14 protein-coding genes are annotated in these 16,084 nt (G+C 66.9%); 8 read left to right on the top strand and 6 right to left on the bottom strand.

Features of this window, described 5'->3' with window-relative positions:
- Nucleotides 1–6 precede the first annotated feature (6 nt).
- A complete protein-coding gene (locus J5M86_RS12200; protein ID WP_188059175.1) occupies nucleotides 7–480 on the top strand; it encodes a hypothetical protein in 474 nt (157 codons plus the stop codon).
- On the top strand, nucleotides 477–1,307 hold the full coding sequence (locus J5M86_RS12195) for an HTTM domain-containing protein (protein ID WP_188059176.1): 831 nt from the start codon (nucleotides 477–479) through the stop codon (nucleotides 1,305–1,307). The genes J5M86_RS12200 and J5M86_RS12195 overlap by 4 nt, the downstream gene beginning before the upstream one ends.
- On the opposite strand, the gene J5M86_RS12190 is transcribed toward J5M86_RS12195, so the two are convergent.
- Both J5M86_RS12190 and J5M86_RS12185 read right to left on the bottom strand, forming a co-directional pair.
- Entirely contained in the window at nucleotides 1,258–2,055 is a 798-nt protein-coding gene (locus J5M86_RS12190; RefSeq protein WP_188059177.1) for an SGNH/GDSL hydrolase family protein, read from the bottom strand. The genes J5M86_RS12195 and J5M86_RS12190 overlap by 50 nt on opposite strands.
- Nucleotides 2,052–2,726, bottom strand: coding sequence for a uracil-DNA glycosylase (locus J5M86_RS12185; protein ID WP_188059178.1), 675 nt, complete (start codon nucleotides 2,724–2,726; stop codon nucleotides 2,052–2,054). Before J5M86_RS12185 ends, J5M86_RS12190 begins: the two co-directional genes overlap by 4 nt.
- Nucleotides 2,727–2,828: 102 nt before the next feature.
- Between J5M86_RS12185 and htpX the strand changes: the two genes are divergently transcribed.
- From htpX to J5M86_RS12160, 5 genes are all read left to right on the top strand, one after another.
- Entirely contained in the window at nucleotides 2,829–3,698 is an 870-nt protein-coding gene (htpX, locus tag J5M86_RS12180) for a zinc metalloprotease HtpX (RefSeq protein WP_188059512.1), read from the top strand.
- Between the two features lie 174 nt (nucleotides 3,699–3,872).
- Nucleotides 3,873–6,083: a bifunctional UDP-sugar hydrolase/5'-nucleotidase gene (locus J5M86_RS12175; RefSeq protein ID WP_188059179.1), complete on the top strand. Its 2,211-nt coding sequence runs from the start codon at nucleotides 3,873–3,875 to the stop codon at nucleotides 6,081–6,083.
- 79 nt (nucleotides 6,084–6,162) lie between these two features.
- On the top strand, nucleotides 6,163–6,969 hold the full coding sequence (locus tag J5M86_RS12170) for an RNA methyltransferase (protein ID WP_188059180.1): 807 nt from the start codon (nucleotides 6,163–6,165) through the stop codon (nucleotides 6,967–6,969).
- A 36-nt stretch (nucleotides 6,970–7,005) separates the two neighbouring features.
- Nucleotides 7,006–9,510 (top strand): aminopeptidase N, encoded by a 2,505-nt coding sequence (gene pepN / locus J5M86_RS12165; protein ID WP_188059181.1) that lies wholly within the window; start codon nucleotides 7,006–7,008, stop codon nucleotides 9,508–9,510.
- Nucleotides 9,500–10,264, top strand: a complete 765-nt coding sequence (locus J5M86_RS12160) for a serine hydrolase (RefSeq protein WP_188059182.1) — start codon at nucleotides 9,500–9,502, stop codon at nucleotides 10,262–10,264. Before pepN ends, J5M86_RS12160 begins: the two co-directional genes overlap by 11 nt.
- Nucleotides 10,265–10,331: 67 nt before the next feature.
- On the opposite strand, the gene J5M86_RS12155 is transcribed toward J5M86_RS12160, so the two are convergent.
- The 3 genes from J5M86_RS12155 to J5M86_RS12145 all read right to left on the bottom strand — a co-directional run bounded on the left by J5M86_RS12155 (nucleotide 10,332) and on the right by J5M86_RS12145 (nucleotide 13,074).
- Nucleotides 10,332–10,784, bottom strand: a complete 453-nt coding sequence (locus tag J5M86_RS12155) for a MaoC family dehydratase (RefSeq protein WP_188059183.1) — start codon at nucleotides 10,782–10,784, stop codon at nucleotides 10,332–10,334.
- Nucleotides 10,785–10,786: 2 nt separating this feature from the next.
- On the bottom strand, nucleotides 10,787–11,542 hold the full coding sequence (fabG, locus tag J5M86_RS12150) for a 3-oxoacyl-ACP reductase FabG (RefSeq protein ID WP_188059184.1): 756 nt from the start codon (nucleotides 11,540–11,542) through the stop codon (nucleotides 10,787–10,789).
- 386 nt (nucleotides 11,543–11,928) lie between these two features.
- Entirely contained in the window at nucleotides 11,929–13,074 is a 1,146-nt protein-coding gene (locus J5M86_RS12145) for an acyl-CoA dehydrogenase family protein (RefSeq protein ID WP_188059185.1), read from the bottom strand.
- A 110-nt stretch (nucleotides 13,075–13,184) separates the two neighbouring features.
- Here J5M86_RS12145 and J5M86_RS12140 point away from each other — a divergent pair, with 110 nt between their 5' ends.
- Entirely contained in the window at nucleotides 13,185–13,766 is a 582-nt protein-coding gene (locus J5M86_RS12140) for a TetR/AcrR family transcriptional regulator (RefSeq protein WP_188059186.1), read from the top strand.
- 105 nt (nucleotides 13,767–13,871) lie between these two features.
- Here J5M86_RS12140 and J5M86_RS12135 read toward each other — a convergent pair whose 3' ends face one another.
- Nucleotides 13,872–16,049, bottom strand: a complete 2,178-nt coding sequence (locus J5M86_RS12135) for a malate synthase G (protein ID WP_188059187.1) — start codon at nucleotides 16,047–16,049, stop codon at nucleotides 13,872–13,874.
- Nucleotides 16,050–16,084: the final 35 nt, after the last annotated feature.

Genomic DNA, 16,084 nt, shown 5'->3' with positions numbered 1-16,084 from the left:
TCTGCCGTGGACGAGGGGCTGACCGGCGCGGGGCGGTGGGGACGTGTTGTCGCGACCGTTCTGCTGGTCGTCGCCGTCACCCTCGGCGCTGGCTGGGGCACCGACCGCTGGTGGCCGTCCGGGCCGATGACGATGTTCGCCTTCCAGGTCGATCCGAACGGTCAGGTGCACTCACTCGGTGTGGAGGCCGACACGGTGGCTGGTCAGCGCGTCGTGGTGCCACTGGGCGCCGGTGGCATCGGACTGGAACGTGCCGAGATCGAGGGCCAGGCGCAGCGCCTCACCCGCGAACCCAAGCGTCTGCAGGGCATCGCCGTCGCAGCAGCCCGCACCCTGCCCGACGCGCCGAGATACCGGAAGGTGTATCTCGTCGACACCGTCCATCAACTGAAAGACGGTGAACGCGTCGGCAAGCCGGTGCGCACGGTGCTTGCCACCTGGGCCGTTGTCGACCCGACAGATCCCAAGGACCTCTCGTGAACCGGCTCTTCGAAGCGGTGCCGTACGAGCGCGTCGCCCGATTACGCGCGGCGATCTACGCCGTGGTGCTGCTGGACGTCTGGCTGCTCACGCCCTTCCCGATCGGCCACGGAAACGTGCCGGCCGACCTCTACCAACCGCTTCCGGTGCGCGAGTGGTTCTTCCCCCAACCCGCGCCGCTGTACGTCCACCTGCTGCGCATCGTCATCACGGTGGCAGCGTTGCTGGCTCTCTCCGGACGCCTGCCCAGAGCGGCGGGCTTGATCGTCGCCGTCGGGATGTTCGACTGGATGAGCAACGCCTTCTCCTACAGCAAGATCAACCATGACCATCTCGCCCTGCTCGTGGCGCTGGCTGTGCTCCCGCTGGGGGCCGGTCGGCGTAGCGACAGCCGCGCGGACGCCGAGCGCAACGGATGGTCGCTGCGCATGATCCAGATCGCTGTGGTGGCCACGTACTTCTTCGCGGCCGTGGCCAAGGTGAAGGAAGCCGGCTGGGGATGGGCGAGCTCGGCCGTGCTGGTCTGGGCCATCACGCGGCGCGGATCGGCGGCCGGACAAGCGCTGGCCGAACTGCCGTGGCTGACCTATCTCTTCCAATGGATCTCGCTGATCGCGGAGTTCCTCGCGCCCATCATGCTGCTCCTGCGCGGCCGGCCGCTCTACGCCTACGTGGCGTTCTGGGCGGTATTCCACGCGTCCACCTTCGCGCTGCTGGGCATCCACTTCCTGCCCACGGCGATCTGCTTACTGGCCTTCCTGCCGCTGGAGCGACTGGCTATTGGACCTCGAGGTCGACCGGAGCCACAGTCGGTCGCTTCGGGCTGATCTCGTCGCCTGAGCTGCGACCCTTCAACCGGCGCTGCACCCATGGCCCGGCGTACTCCTTGGCCCAGCTGGCGTGCCCGGCGATTGCCTCGCGTCGACGAAGGGCCGGTGCCGGCGGCAGCGGCTGAGCCCACTCACGCTCGGTCGTGCCGCGATCGCCAAGAGTCCAGTACGCCTGTGCCGCAACACGTTGGTGACCTTCGGTCGAGAGATGGATGCGATCGGTGCCCCACATCCGCGCATCCCGGAGAGACCGCAGCGACCAGATGTCGAGCACCATGGCGCCCTGGCGCTGCGCGATTCCCCAGACGTTGGCGTTGTGCGCGGCCATGCGTCCGCGCAGGCGTCGCAGCACGGCCGCGCCGACCGGGTCAGCGAGCGTGCTGAGCAGGACGTCCGCACCAGTGGCCCGCACTGTGGCGACGGCCTCTTCCAGCGAGTCAGCGATGGCGTCCAGGTCGGCCTTGGGACGCAGGATGTCGTTACCGCCGCCCACCAGCGACACCAGGTCGGGCTGCAGTTCGAGGGCCTGCTGCAGTTGCGGTCCGGCCACGTCGGCGAGCAGCCGCCCGCGCACGGCGAGGTTGGCGTACCCGAAGGGCTTGCTGTCGGCAGCATTGGTGGCGGCGAGCTGGGCAGCCAACCGGTCGGCCCAGCCGACGAAGACATCGGGTTGCTCCGGGTGTTCGTCGACCATGCCCTCGGTGTAGCTGTCACCGATCGCCACGTAGCGTTCCCAGGTCTTCATGCCAGCCTCCAGTCGATCGGTTCGGCGCCTTGCTGCTGCAGCAACTCGTTGCATCTGCTGAACGGTCGTGATCCGAAGAACCCACCGTGCGCCGACAACGGGGACGGGTGCGCGCTCTCCACAAAGGGCACCTGCCCCAGATGTGGTGCGAGATTGCGGGCGTCGCGGCCCCACAGGATCGCCACGAGCGGGCCGCCACGGGCCACGAGCCCGCTGATGGCTGCGGCCGTGACGTGCTCCCAGCCCTTGCCCCGGTGCGAGGCGGGTTTACCTGGTGCGACGGTGAGCACTCGGTTGAGCAGGAGCACCCCGCGCTCGCTCCACGGCGACAGGTCGCCGGTGCTCGGACGCGGCAGGCCGAGGTCTGACTCCAACTCGGTGTAGATGTTCACCAGGCTGCGCGGCACCGGCCGTACTTCCGGCGCCACCGAGAAGGACAACCCGACGGCGTGGCCCGGCGTCGGGTACGGGTCTTGCCCGACGATCAGCACGCGCACCGCGTCCATCGGCTGCTCGAAGGCACGCAGCACGTGATTGGCCGCTGGCAGGTAGCCGCGTCCGGCGGCCACCTCTTCGCGCAGGAACACCCCACACGCGGCCAGTGCATCGGCAGCGGGCGTGAGCGCATCGACCCAGCTGGGATGCATCAGGTTGGCAAGCGGTTCGGGCATGGGGCCACGCTACGACGCGCCCTCCGGGCCCGGTGCGCGGGCGGCCAAGAGACGCCGACGGAGCGCCGGAACATCGGCAGGGTGAGCCACGTTGGAGCAGACGTGCACAAGCATTACAACGGCCTCAAGACCGCCCTGCTGTTCGGCGCCATCTGGGCGCTGCTGCTGGGCGTCGGTTCGCTGATCGGCGGCGGCAAGTTCATCTGGGTCTTCGCGCTCATCGGCCTTGGCACCACCTTCTACGGCTACTGGAACAGCGACAAGCTCGCGTTGCGCGCGATGCAGGCCTACCCGGTCAGCGAGATCCAGGCGCCGGACTACTACCGCATCGTCCGCGAGCTCTCCAACGCCGCGGGCAAGCCGATGCCGCGGCTGTACATGTCGCCCACCCAGGCACCCAATGCCTTTGCAACCGGCCGTAATCCGCAGCACTCGGCCGTCTGCGTCACCGAGGGCCTCATGGACCTGCTGGACGAACGCGAACTGCGCGGAGTGCTCGGCCACGAACTCATGCACGTCTACAACCGCGACATCCTCACTTCCTCCGTCGCTGCCGCGCTCGCCGGAATCATCACCTCGGTGGCACAGATGATGATGTTCGCCGGGGCGTTCGGTGGCGGCAACAGCAATGACAACCGGCCCAACCCCCTGGCCATGCTGTTGATGGCCTTCCTCGCACCCTTCGCCGCGATGCTCATCCAGATGTCGATCAGCCGCACCCGCGAGTACGACGCCGACGAAGACGGTTCGCGGCTCACCGGCGACCCGCTGGCGCTCGCGTCCGCGCTGGCGAAGCTGGAGAACGGCATTGCGCAGGCACCGCTGGCGCCCACCCCGCGGGTTGTCAACGCCAGTCACATGATGATCGCCAATCCGTTTCGGGCCCAGGATGTTTCGCGGATGATGTCGACCCACCCGTCCACCGCCGACCGCATCGCGCGGTTGCAGCAGATGGCACAGCGCGGCCTCTGAGTTCGTCCGGCTCCACGGAGAACGTCTCGGTAAATTTCTGGTACACGTTCAGCGAACGAGGGCCCGAAGGCGCCCAATCCCTCCCGGCGAGGGGCACACTGAGCGAGCCGTAGTGTTGGTCGAGCCCTGCCTTGTCGGACCTGCGGCACCCCCGCATCCCGTCAAGGAGTCCCCATGCAGCCCACCCGCCTGCTCGGCGTGGCCGCAACCGCCGCCCTCGTGGCGTCCGTCGCGTCCACACCTTCAGCGCTTGCCGCGACCAACGTCGGTGACGGTCAGATCGCGTCCGGCCTCACCAAGATCAGCCTGCTCAACACCAACGACTTCCATGGTCACTTCACCAAGGATTTCGCCTGCACCGTGACCAGCGCCCAGAACGAACTGGGTGCGACCTTCCTTTCCGCCGGAGACAACATCGGCGGCACGCCGTTTGCGTCCGCGGTGCAGAACGACGAGCCCGCGATCGACTACCTGAACGCGCTGGGCCTGAAGGCCTCTGCCGTCGGCAACCACGAGTTCGACAAGGGCTTCGACGATCTCACCGGACGCGTGCAGACCCGCGCCGCCTGGACCTACCTGGGCGCCAACGTCTACCGAAAGGGCACCACCACGCCCGCGCTGCCCGAGTACAAGATGCTCGACATCAACGGCTTGAAGGTCGCGGTCGTCGGCGCCGTCACCAAGGACGTCCCCTCGCTCGTCGCAGCCGGTGGTATCGCCACCCTCGACTTCGGCGACCCCGTAGCGGCCGTCAACCGCGTCACCACCAAGCTCAAGGACGGCGACGCCACCAACGGCGAGGCCGATGTCGTCGTGGCGGAGTACCACGAGGGCGCGCCGTCAGGCGATGGATCGAGCCTGGCCGCGCAGACCGCCGCCAACACCACGTTCAACGCGATCGTCAACCAGACCTCCGCCGGTGTCGACGCGATCTTCACCGGTCACACCCACCAGATCTACGCCTGGGACGGTCCGGTGCCGGGCGGCACCGGCACGCGTCCGGTGGTGCAGACCGACTTCTACGCATCGCACGTCGGTGTGCTGCAACTCGGCTACGACCCCACCACCAAGAAGGTGACGCAATACTCGCTCACCAACCGTGAGGTGACCGCACCCACGGCAGCTTGCGAGGCCGACCCGGCCTACCAGTCGGCCGCCCGCATCGTCGACACCGCCAACGCCCGCGCGGATGTCATCGGCAAGCAGCCGATCGGCAAGCTCACCGCCGATGTCACCACGGCAGTCAAGCCGGACGGCACCCGCGATGACCGCACGCGCGAGTCGACGCTCTCCAACCTCATCGCGCAGTCCTACGTCGACTCGATCAACAAGCCGGGTCGTCCCGGCGGTGTCGACATCGGTGTGATGAACCCCGGTGGCGTGCGAGCCGAGCTGAAGTACGGCACCGACGGCACGATCACCTACGCCGACGCGGCCTCGATCATGCCCTTCAACAACACGATCACCACGATCGACCTCACCGGTGCGCAACTGAAGAAGGTGCTGGAGCAGCAGTGGCAGCCCGAGGGCGGTTCGCGGCCGTTCCTGAAGCTGGGCCTGAGCAAGAACGTCACCTACACCTACGACCCGGGCGCAGCAGCCGGCTCGCGGATCACCTCGGTCACCGTGAACGGTGCTGCGCTCGACCCGGCGAAGAAGTACACCGTCGCCTCCAACTCCTTCCTGACCGCAGGTGGCGACAACTTCACCGCGTTCAGCGAGGGCGCCGGTCGCCGTGACTCCGGCCTGATCGACCAGTCGCTCTTCATCGAGTGGATCAAGGAGCACAGTCCGATCAGCCCGTCCTTCGCCAAGAACGGTGTGGCTGTGCAGGATCAGCCCTCGGTGCTGACGCAGGGCAAGGAGGCGACCTTCACCGTCTCCGGGATCGACTTCACCAGCGTCGGATCTCCGACCGCGACCTCCCTCGAGGTCTTCCTCGGTAGCACCTCGCTCGGCACCTTCCCTGTGGAAAAGGTGCTCACCAGCACGCCGCCGTTCCCGTCGCGCAACGAGACGGCGACCATCACCATCAAGGTGCCCGCGACCGCGATGACGGGTGCGCAGACGCTCACCGTCAAGGCGGCTCAGACCGGCACCACGGTCACGATGCCCGTGACGGTGATGGCGGGCGCCGAGCCCACCACGCCGACGAGCGAACCGACCTCCCCGACGACTGAGCCGTCGACCACGGAGCCGTCGACCACCGAGCCGTCGACCACCGAGCCGGGTACGACCGACACCGGTAGCTCGACGGTCACCGGTCCGCCGGTGGTCACCGATGGTCCGTCCGCCGGCAGCAACAACGCCGTCCTGCTCGCCGGTGCCGGGTCGCTGGCCGTCCTGCTCGCCGGAGCATGGGTGCTGGGCCGACGTCTGAGCTGACCTCTCACGTCCCACCAGGACGCCGCCGCGCACCGTGCGCGGCGGCGTTCGGTTGTCGGGCCTGGCTAGATTGTTGGCCGTGAGCGCCCCGACCCGGATCCACAGCCGCAACGCGACCTTCCAGCAGTGGGAGTCGCTGCTGACCAATCGCACCAAGCGGCACCGGCACGGGCAGTTCCTGGTGCAGGGAGTGCGTCCGATCACGCTGGCGATCGAGGCCGGCTGGGAACTGGTGGCTCTCATCCGCCCCGACGGCGGCGGCCGTTCGCGCTGGGCAGCGCAGGTCTGGGACGAGGCTCGTTGCCAGCGGGTGGAGATGCCGGCGGAGATGGTGCGCGAACTCGGCGAGCGCAGTCAGGATGCCCCTGAGTTGGTGGCCGTGGTGGCGATGCCCCCTGACGATCTGGATCGCCTGGTCGATCGTGAGCAGTTGCTGGTGGTCTTCGATCGCCCGACCCAGCCGGGCAACATCGGCACCCTCCAGAGATCCATGGACGCCTTCGGCGCCGGTGGCCTCATCGTGACCGGCCACGCCGCTGATCCCTATGACCCCAAGGCCGTACGGGCGTCCACCGGCTCGTGCTTCAACCTGCCGACAGTGCGGATCGATTCCACCGCGGCAGTGCTCGATTGGCTTCGAACCAGGCCGCAGGTGTGGCAGCTGCTCGCCACCGACGAGGGTGGTGAAAGTGATCTGCGGGCGGTCGATCTCGCCGCCCCGACGCTGCTGGTGATCGGCAACGAGACCCGTGGCATCAGCCAGGCCTGGCGGGAGGCGTGCGACCAGATCATCAGCATTCCGATGGTCGGCGGGGCCAGCTCGCTCAATGCCGCCGTCGCCGGATCGATCGTCCTGCACGAGGCGCTGCGCCAGCGACGGGGCTGATACGGGCCGCAACACCGCGGGTGGCACAGTGGCCGTATGGCGATTCTGTTGCAGACCGAAGCCACCGAGCGCGCCCGGCTCATCACCGTCGACCGCTATCGGGTGCGGCTCGACCTCACGCAGGGCGACACGGAGTTCGCATCGCAGAGCCACATCGAGTTCCGGTGCAGCGAGCCTGGAGCCTCCACCTTCGTCGACCTGAAGGCGGCGTCGATCGAGTCGATCTCGTTCAACGGCAAGCAAATTGACGCCGGTGAGGTCAAGGGCGGCCGACTCGAGCTGACCGATCTGCAGGCAGACAACGTGCTCTCGGTCACCACCCGCATGGCCTACACCCGCGACGGCCAGGGGCTGCACCGCGCGGTCGATCCCGCCGACGGGCAGGCCTACGTCTACGGCATGTCATTCCTGGACGCCGCGCCACAGATCTACGCCTGCTTCGACCAGCCCGACCTCAAAGCCCCGTACGAACTGCAGGTCATCGCGCCCGAAGGCTGGGTGGTGGCCGGCAACAGCCCGGCCCGCGAATCGGCGCCCGGCGAGTGGCACTTCGAGCAGTCGAAGCCGCTGGCCACCTACTTCTTCACCGTCTGCGCCGGGCCGTACGCGACGATGCGCGACGAACATCGCGGCATCCCGCTCGCGATCCACGCACGGGCATCCCTGCGTGCCGACCTCGAACGACACGCCCCGCAGATCCTCCAGGTCACCCGACAGGGATTCGACTACTTCCAGGAGCTGTTCGGCATCGCCTACCCGTGGGGGGAGTACCACCAGTTCTTCGTGCCCGAGTTCAACGCCGGTGCCATGGAAAACCCCGGATGCGTGACCATTCGCGACCAGTACCTCTACCGCGGCGCGGCCACCCACGCCGAGGTTCTCCAACGCAGCAACACGGTGCTCCACGAGATGGCGCACATGTGGTTCGGCGATCTCGTGAGCATGAAGTGGTGGGACGACCTCTGGCTCAACGAGTCGTTCGCTGAATACATGGCCCACCGATCTGCCACTGAGGCAACAGAGTTCACCGATGCGTGGGTCGACTTCGGGGTGGCCCGTAAGAACTGGGGCTACGCCGCCGATCGTGCCCCGTCGACGCATCCCATCGCCGGCAATGCCGCCCCCGACAGTGACTCGGCGCTCGCCAACTTCGACGGCATCTCCTACGCCAAGGGATGCTCGGCGCTGCGCCAGCTCGCGGCCTTCGTGGGCGACGACGCCTTCATCGGTGGGGTGCGCGATTACCTGAACCAACACGCTTACGGCAACGCGACGCTGGCCGACTTCCTCGACGCGATCGCCGCTCACACCGATGCTGATCTGGCCACGTGGTCGACCGGGTGGCTGGAGACCGCAGGCACCGACGAGATCGCCGTCGAAGTCGCGGGCGATCCGATCTCCACCGTTCGGGCCGTTCGCACCACACCCGAGGCCCATCCTGCCGATCGCACCCACGTCTTCGACGTGGCCGGATTCTCGGACGGCCATGAACTGTGGCGCACCGACCTGTTCACCCTCGGCGCAGACGACGGCGAAGACGCACATCTGGTCGGTCGCGAACGCCCGAACCTGTTACTGCCCAACGCATCCGATCTCACGTGGGTCGTGCCCGTCTTCGACGCGAAGACGCTCGATGCGGTGCCGGACGAGCTGCCGAAGATCGCGGACGCCGGTGCGCGCCAAGTGGTGTGGTCGAGTCTGTTGAACGGCATGGCGCTGGCGGCGGTCGATCCACGCCTGGTGCTGCGCACCTTCCAGAGCGCCTGGCCGGTGGAAGACAACCAGTCGTTGCGGCACTGGATCCCGCAACTCGTGGTCAACGCCATGGGCTATTACCTGCCGTACGAGGAGCGGGCGGCCGCCCGCGTCGAGATCGGTGAGACGGCGCTGCTTGCGACCGTGGCATCGGCGAGCGCGGATGTGGTCGACGCCGCCCGCGTGGCGGCGCAGACGATCGATGACGAGCCGCTGCTGCGCGAATGGGCCGAAGGCAGTGGGTCACCCGGTGGGCTCGGTGACGACGTGGAGTTCCAGTGGCTCGCGCTGCATCGGCTGGCAGCGCTCGGCCTGGCCGACGATGCCGAGATCGATCGCTTCGCGGCTGCAGACAACACCCTGACCGGACGTCAGAACGCGTTGGCTGCCAAGGCGATCCAGCCGACGCCGGAGGCCAAGAAGTGGGCGTGGGAGCAGCTCGGCGGTAACGACGAACTGTCGAACTACGAGGCGTTGGCCATTGCCGGCACCGTCTTCACGGCCCCCGATCCCGCGCTGGTCCGTCCTTATGTCGAGCGCTACTTCGAGGTGATTCCGGCGCTGGCCGACCGGTTGGGGGAGTTCGCCACCAGCAAGATCGCCCGTGCGGCCTTCCCGTTGCAGGTGACTGAACCCGACACGTCGACCGCGGCCCACGCAGCCCTCGACCACGGCCGGATGACCGCGAACGTCCGGCGCGCCGTCGTCGACGGGGCGGCGGTGCTGGACGAAGCACTCGCCTCGATGCGGATCTTCAAGGGAGCACGGGTCGTCGATGGACGCTGAACTCACCCTCCTCGTCACCGACAGCGACGGGCGGGTGCTCGACAGCGTCGGTGAGGTCGACACCGTGCAGCGTATCGCGTCGGTGGGCAAGTTGCTCCTGCTGTCGCACGTGGCGAAGCTGATCGACACCGGCGCACTCGACGGCGCAGCATTGCTGCGACGCGACTCCACCGAGTTCGTCGCCGACTCGGGGCTGTGGCAGCACTTGGACGCCGAGCAACTGTCGGTCGTCGACTGCTGCCGACTGGTCGGCGCCGTGAGCGACAACCTCGCCGCCAACGTCCTGCTCGAACGAGTCGGGATTGACGCCGTCGCTGCGCACACCGCAGACCTTGGCGTGGCGCCCTATGCGCTGCTCGACCTCATCCGTAACGAGCGCGGTCCCGGGCTGCCCCACACCTGCGCCGAAGGCTCGGCCACGTCCTTGGTGCGTTTCCTGCGACTGCTGGAGCGAGGGGTCGTGTCGTCCCGGGTGCGCGACTGGATGCGCCTCAACACCGACCTGTCGATGGCGGCCGGCCATCTCCAGCTCGACCCTTTGGCGCATGTCGATGAGACGCCGTTGCTGCACAACAAGACCGGCACGGACGACGGAGTGCGCGTCGACGTCGGCACCCTCGTCGTCGAGGGTCGCACGGTGCACTACTGCGCGATGCTGCACTGGCCCGCAGGGGAGCCGATGGATCCGGCGGCCTTCGCTGCGCTGCGCGCTTTCGGTGCCCGCATCGAGCGCGCAGCTCACTCCACCGTCTGACGAAACGACCGTGACGAAGCAGAAGAGCCGCCCCGGCTGGGACGGCCCTTCTACTTGTTCAATACCGTTACGGCACAACCACACTCACGACTTCGGCCACCAGGGCCGGCTTGTCCGCGCCGTCGATCTCGACGACTGCCTTCATCGTCACGGTGAAGCCCACCGCCGACGGCTCGACCGACACCAACTCGAAGCCGCCCCGCACCCGCGAGCCCACCGGCACCGGGGTCGGGAAGCGCACCTTGTTGGAGCCGTAGTTGATGCCCATCTTCACGCCGTCGAGGGAGTAGACCTGCCACGACAGCATCGGCAGCAACGACAAGGTCATGTAGCCGTGGACGATGGTGCCGCCGAACGGTCCGGCTTTCGCCTTGTCGACATCGACGTGGATCCACTGGTGGTCGCCGGTCGCGTCCGCGAACTGGTTGACCGCCTCCTGCGTCACCTCGTGCCAGTCGGAGTAGCCGAGGTGCTCGCCGACTGCAGCCTGCATCTCCTCGATGCCGTTGAACGTGCGCATCGTCAGTCCTTCGGCCCGCCGGCGACGTACAACACCTGGCCGCTCACGAACCCGGCCTCCTCGGACGCGAAGAACGACGCAGCAGCAGCAATGTCATCCGGCGTACCCGTGCGGGCCACCGGAATCTGCGTCGCCGCAGCCTTCTTGAACTCCTCGAAGTCCATGCCCACGCGCTCCGCGGTCGCCGCCGTCATGTCGGTGGCGATGAAGCCCGGCGCGATCGCGTTGGCAGTCACGCCGAACTTGCCCAGCTCGATCGCCACCGTCTTGGTGAAGCCCTGCAGGCCAGCCTTTGCTGCTGCGTAGTTGGCCTGACCGCGGTTACCCAGCGCCGACGTCGACGACAGGTTGACGATGCGGCCGAACTTCTCCTGCGTCATGAACTTCTGCGCCGCCCGCGTCATCAGGAAGCTCCCGCGCAGGTGCACATTCATCACGGTGTCCCAGTCGCCCGCGCTCATCTTGAAGATGAGGTTGTCGCGCAGCACACCCGCGTTGTTCACCAACACGCTCGGGGCACCCAGTTGCTCTGCCACGCGCTCGACAGCGGCGTTGACCGCGTCCTCGTCGGCGACATCGCAACCCACCGCGAGAGCCTCCCCGCCTGCGGCCTTGATGCGATCGACGACCTCCTGGCATGCAGCCTCGTCCAGGTCGATGACGGCGACCTTCATGCCGTCCTTGGCCAGGCGCTCAGCCACTGCCGCGCCGATCCCGCGCGCAGCGCCGGTCACGATCGCAGTCCGTGTTGCAGTCACAGCTTCTCCTTCGTGTGTGTTGTGTTCGTCTACTTCGCCGAGTGGCCGGGCTATGAAGCAGTGGCCGGGTTATACCCCGGCCACCAGTTCATACCCCGGCCGCTCGATGGTTCTTTGCGGCGAGCCTTACAACCCGAACCTTCTTGGTCTCTTCCTCGCCCTCCACTGCGGCCGCCGGCTCCTTCGTCGCCGACAACCTTCGTTCAGGCTCCGTCAGAGACCGAACCTTCTTGGTCTCTTCCTCGCCCTCCACTGCGGCCGCCGGCTCCTTCGTCGCCGACAACCTCGTTCAGGCTCCGTCAGAGACCGAACCTTCTTGGTCTCTTCCTCGACCTCCACTGCGGCCGCCGGCTCCTTCGTCGCCGACAACCTTCGTTCAGGCTCCGTCAGAGACCGAGGTCGCGGCCGATCAGTTCCTTCATGATTTCATTCGAGCCCGCCCAGATCTTGGTGACCCGAGCATCCCGCCAAGCGCGGGCCACGCGGTACTCGTTCATGAAGCCGTATCCGCCGTGCAACTGCACGCACTCGTCCAGCACCTTGTTCTGCACCTCGGCCGAGAACCACTTGGCCTTCGCCGCGTCGATCGGGGTCAGCTTGCCTTCAGCGTGCGCCGCGACGCAGTCGTCGACATACGCCTCGGTGACCTCGATCTGGGTGACCAGCTCGGCGATCTTGAACTTGTTGTGCTGGAAGGCGCCGATCGGCTGACCGAAGGCCTTGCGCTCCTTGGTGTACTCGATCGTCTCGGCCAGGATCTGCTTGGCGTGCGCGACATTCGAAACCGCTGCGCCGACGCGCTCCTGCGGCAGACGCTGCATCATCGCAATGAAGCCCATGCCCTCTTCGCCCAGGCGGTTGGCGTCCGGCACGCGCACGTTGTCGAAGAACAACTCCGAGGTGTCCGACTCGGTCTGGCCGACCTTGTCGAGCTTGTTGCCCTTGGTGAAACCGGGCATGTCCTTCTCCAGCATGAACAGCGTGATGCCCTTGGCGCCCTTGCTGGCGTCGGTGCGCACGGCCACGATCGCCAGGTCGCACTGGTGACCGTTGGTGATGAAGGTCTTGGAGCCGTTGATGATCCAGTCGTCGCCATCGCGGACGCCGGTGGTCTTCAGCGCAGCCAGGTCAGAGCCGCCCGACGGCTCGGTCATGCCGATCGCGCAGATCAGGTCGCCCGCCGCCATGCCCGGCAGCCAACGCTCTTTCTGCTCCTGGGTGCCGAGGTCGACCACGTAGGGCGGGCAGACGTCGGAGTGGATGCCGAAACAACTCGCCACCGCCGCGTTGAAACCGGAGATCTCCTCGGCCGAGATGGCGTTGAAGCGGTAGTCGTCCGCGCCGGCGCCGCCGAACTCTTCGGGGATGTCGAGACCGAGCAGGCCCTGACGTCCGGCTTCTTTCCAGATGTCACGCGGGACGACCTTCTGCTCGAGCATCTCCTCAGCGCGCGGCTTGAGGGTGCGGTCGACGAACTCGCGCACCGATGCGCGGAAAGCTTCGTGGTCCTCGGTGTACACATTGCGGGGCATGAAAAGACTTCCGTTCTTGAGCTGTGAAAGGCGCTGACTAAGCGCTTGCTTAGCGTCTCATTCTCGGGCAGGCTCGTCAACGCACCTGAAGAGAAAGCAGAATGAGTGCGATGACCGACCTTGCCTCCACGCGTGACCGCCTCCTGTTGGCGGCGCGGAAGTCGTTCGCCGACAAGGGATTTCACGGCACGACCACGCGAGACATCGCGTCCGCGGCGGGTCTGTCGCCGGCGGGGGTCTACGTCCATCACCGCTCCAAAGAGGCGATGCTCTTCGAGATCAGTCGTCTCGGTCACCAGGAGATCGCGTCGGCTGTCGAGGACGCCGCGGCCAGTGACGGCGGCCCGACGCACCGATTGCGCGAGATCGTCCGGCGACTGGTGCTGGCCCACGCCGCCGATCACGAGGCGGCCAGGGTGGTCAACTACGAACTCGAGGCGCTCACCCCTGAGCACCGCACCGAGATCGAGGCCCTGCGCCAGCGGATCCAGGGCGCATTGCGCACCACCGTACAGGCCGGGGTGGACGCAGGGGAGTTCTCCACGACCGAGATCGCGATGACCGCCAACGCCATCTCCGGCATGTGCGTCGACGTCGCTCGCTGGTACCTCCCCGGCGCACGCTGGACGCCCGACCGCATCGCCGATCACTTCGCCCAGGTGGCCCTGCAGATGGTCGGCTCCGACCGCTGACCCCTCCCGAACAGGCTGGAACACAACAGAATCCGCGTGAGTTTGTGGCCTTCGTGCGCGAACGAAGGCCAGAAACTCACGCGGATTCTTGTGGTGGCGAGCCGCTCAGAGGCCCGGGGTCTCCTTCAGCTTGCGGCGGTAGGAGTGCAGCAGCGGCTCGGTGTAACCGCTGGGCGACTTCGTGCCCTGCAGGATCAGGTCACGTGCTGCGCACCAGGCCAGCGACTGGTCGAAGTAGGGGCCCATCGGCTGGTAGCCACGGTCGCTCTCGTTCTGCCGGTCGACCACCGGGGCCATACGCGTGAGCGAGTCGATGATGAAGGCCTCGTCGACGACGCCGTGGTGCAGCCAGTTGGCCAATAGCTGGCTGGAGATACGGCAGGTGGCGCGGTCTTCCATGAGGTCGACGTCGTTGATGTCGGGCACCTTGGAGCAGCCGACGCCGTCCTGCACCCAGCGCACGACGTAGCCCAGGATCGACTGGCAGGAGTTGTCGACCTCGTTGCGCTTCTCCTCCTCCGACCAGTTCGCGTCGTCCGCGACCGGCACGTCGAGCAGGTCTTCCAACTTCGCGCGGCGGCCACCCTCGGCGATCTTCGCCTGCTGCTCGCGGGCATCCACCTGGTGGTAGTGCGTGGCGTGCAACGTGGCGCCGGTGGGCGAGGGCACCCACGCGGTGTTGGCACCCGCCTTCGGGTGACCGATCTTCTGCTCCAGCATCTCGGCCATCTGCTCGGTCATCGCCCACATGCCCTTGCCGATCTGGGCGTGGCCGGGCAGGCCGAGGGCGATGCCGGTGTCGACATTCCAGTCCTCGTAGGCCTGCATCCACGTGGCGTTCTTCATCTCCGCCTTACGGATCATCGGGCCGGCCTGCATGGAGGTGTGGATCTCGTCGCCGGTGCGGTCGAGGAAGCCGGTGTTGATGAAGATGATGCGGTCGGGCACCTGCGCGATGCACGCGCCGAGGTTGACCGTGGTGCGGCGCTCCTCGTCCATGATGCCGACCTTGAGGGTGAACTCCGGCAGGCTGAGCACCTTCTCCACCGCGCCGAAGAGGTCGTTGGTCAGCTTCACTTCGTCGGGACCGTGCTGCTTGGGCTTGACGATGTAAACGGAGCCGGTGCGAGAATTACGCTTCTCATTCTTGTCATCAAGACCAGGAATCGCGCAGAGGCTGGTGACGAGGGCGTCGAGGATGCCTTCGGGCATCTCGTTGCCGTCCTTGTCGAGCACGGCCGGGTTGGTCATCAGGTGGCCGACATTGCGCGAGAGCATCACGACGCGCCCGGGCAGACGCACCTCGTTGCCGTCGCGGCCGGTCCAGGTGCGGTCGGCGTTAAGGGTGCGGGTGAAGGTCTTGTCTCCCTTGCGCATCTCCTCGCTGGCGCTGCCGTCGTTGAGCAGCAGCCAGTTGCGGTAGCCGACCACCTTGTCCTCGCCGTCGACGGCGGCCACGGAGTCTTCGAGGTCCATGATCGCGGTGACGGCCGATTCCAGCACGATGTCCTTGACGCCAGCCTTGTCGGTGGAACCGACTGGGGTGGACGCGTCGACCTGGATCTCGATGTGCATTCCGTTGTGCACCAACAGGATTCCGGTCGGAGCATCGGTATCACCGGCAAAGCCGAGGTAGGCGGCGTCGTCGGCCAGGCCGACCACCTCGCCGTTCTCCAGGGTGGCGCGGAAGTCGTCGCCGGCGGCGTACTTGGTGACATCCTTGTGCGAACCGGTGGCCAGCGGCACAGCCTGGTCGAGGAAGTCGCGACCCCAGGCGATCACCTTGTCGCCGCGCACGCGGTTGTAGGAGGAGCCCTTCTCGGCGCCACCGTCCTCGCTGATCGCGTTGGTGCCGTAGAGCGCGTCGTAGAGCGATCCCCAGCGTGCGTTGGCGGCGTTGATCGCGAAGCGGCGGTTGAGCACCGGCACCACCAGCTGCGGTCCGGCGACCTCGCTGATCTCGGGGTCGACGTTCTGGGTGCGCACCCGCACGTCGCTCGCGGGCTCCTCGACCAGGTAGCCGATCTCCTTCAGGAAGGGGATGTATTCGTCGAGGTTCTGCTTGCCCGGGTGGGCCTTGTAGTAGTCGTCCAGCTTGGTCTGCAGCTCATCGCGCACGGCGAGCAACTCACGGTTGCGCGGAGCGAACTCGGTAAAGACCTCGGCGAAGCCCTTCCAATAGGCGTCCGGATCAACCGAGGTCTTGGGCAGTGCCTCGTTGTTGATGAAGTCGACCAGGGTCTTGTCGACCTGCAGGTCGCCGACGTTCACGCGCTCGGTCATGGGATTCCTCTCTCGGACGGTCTGCCTTCATTACA

This window comes from Yimella sp. cx-51 (assembly GCF_017654605.1).
Taxonomy (GTDB): Bacteria; Actinomycetota; Actinomycetes; order Actinomycetales; family Dermatophilaceae; genus Yimella.
Note: the sequence above shows the minus strand (reverse complement) of the source record. Positions and strands in the feature narration are given on the sequence as shown.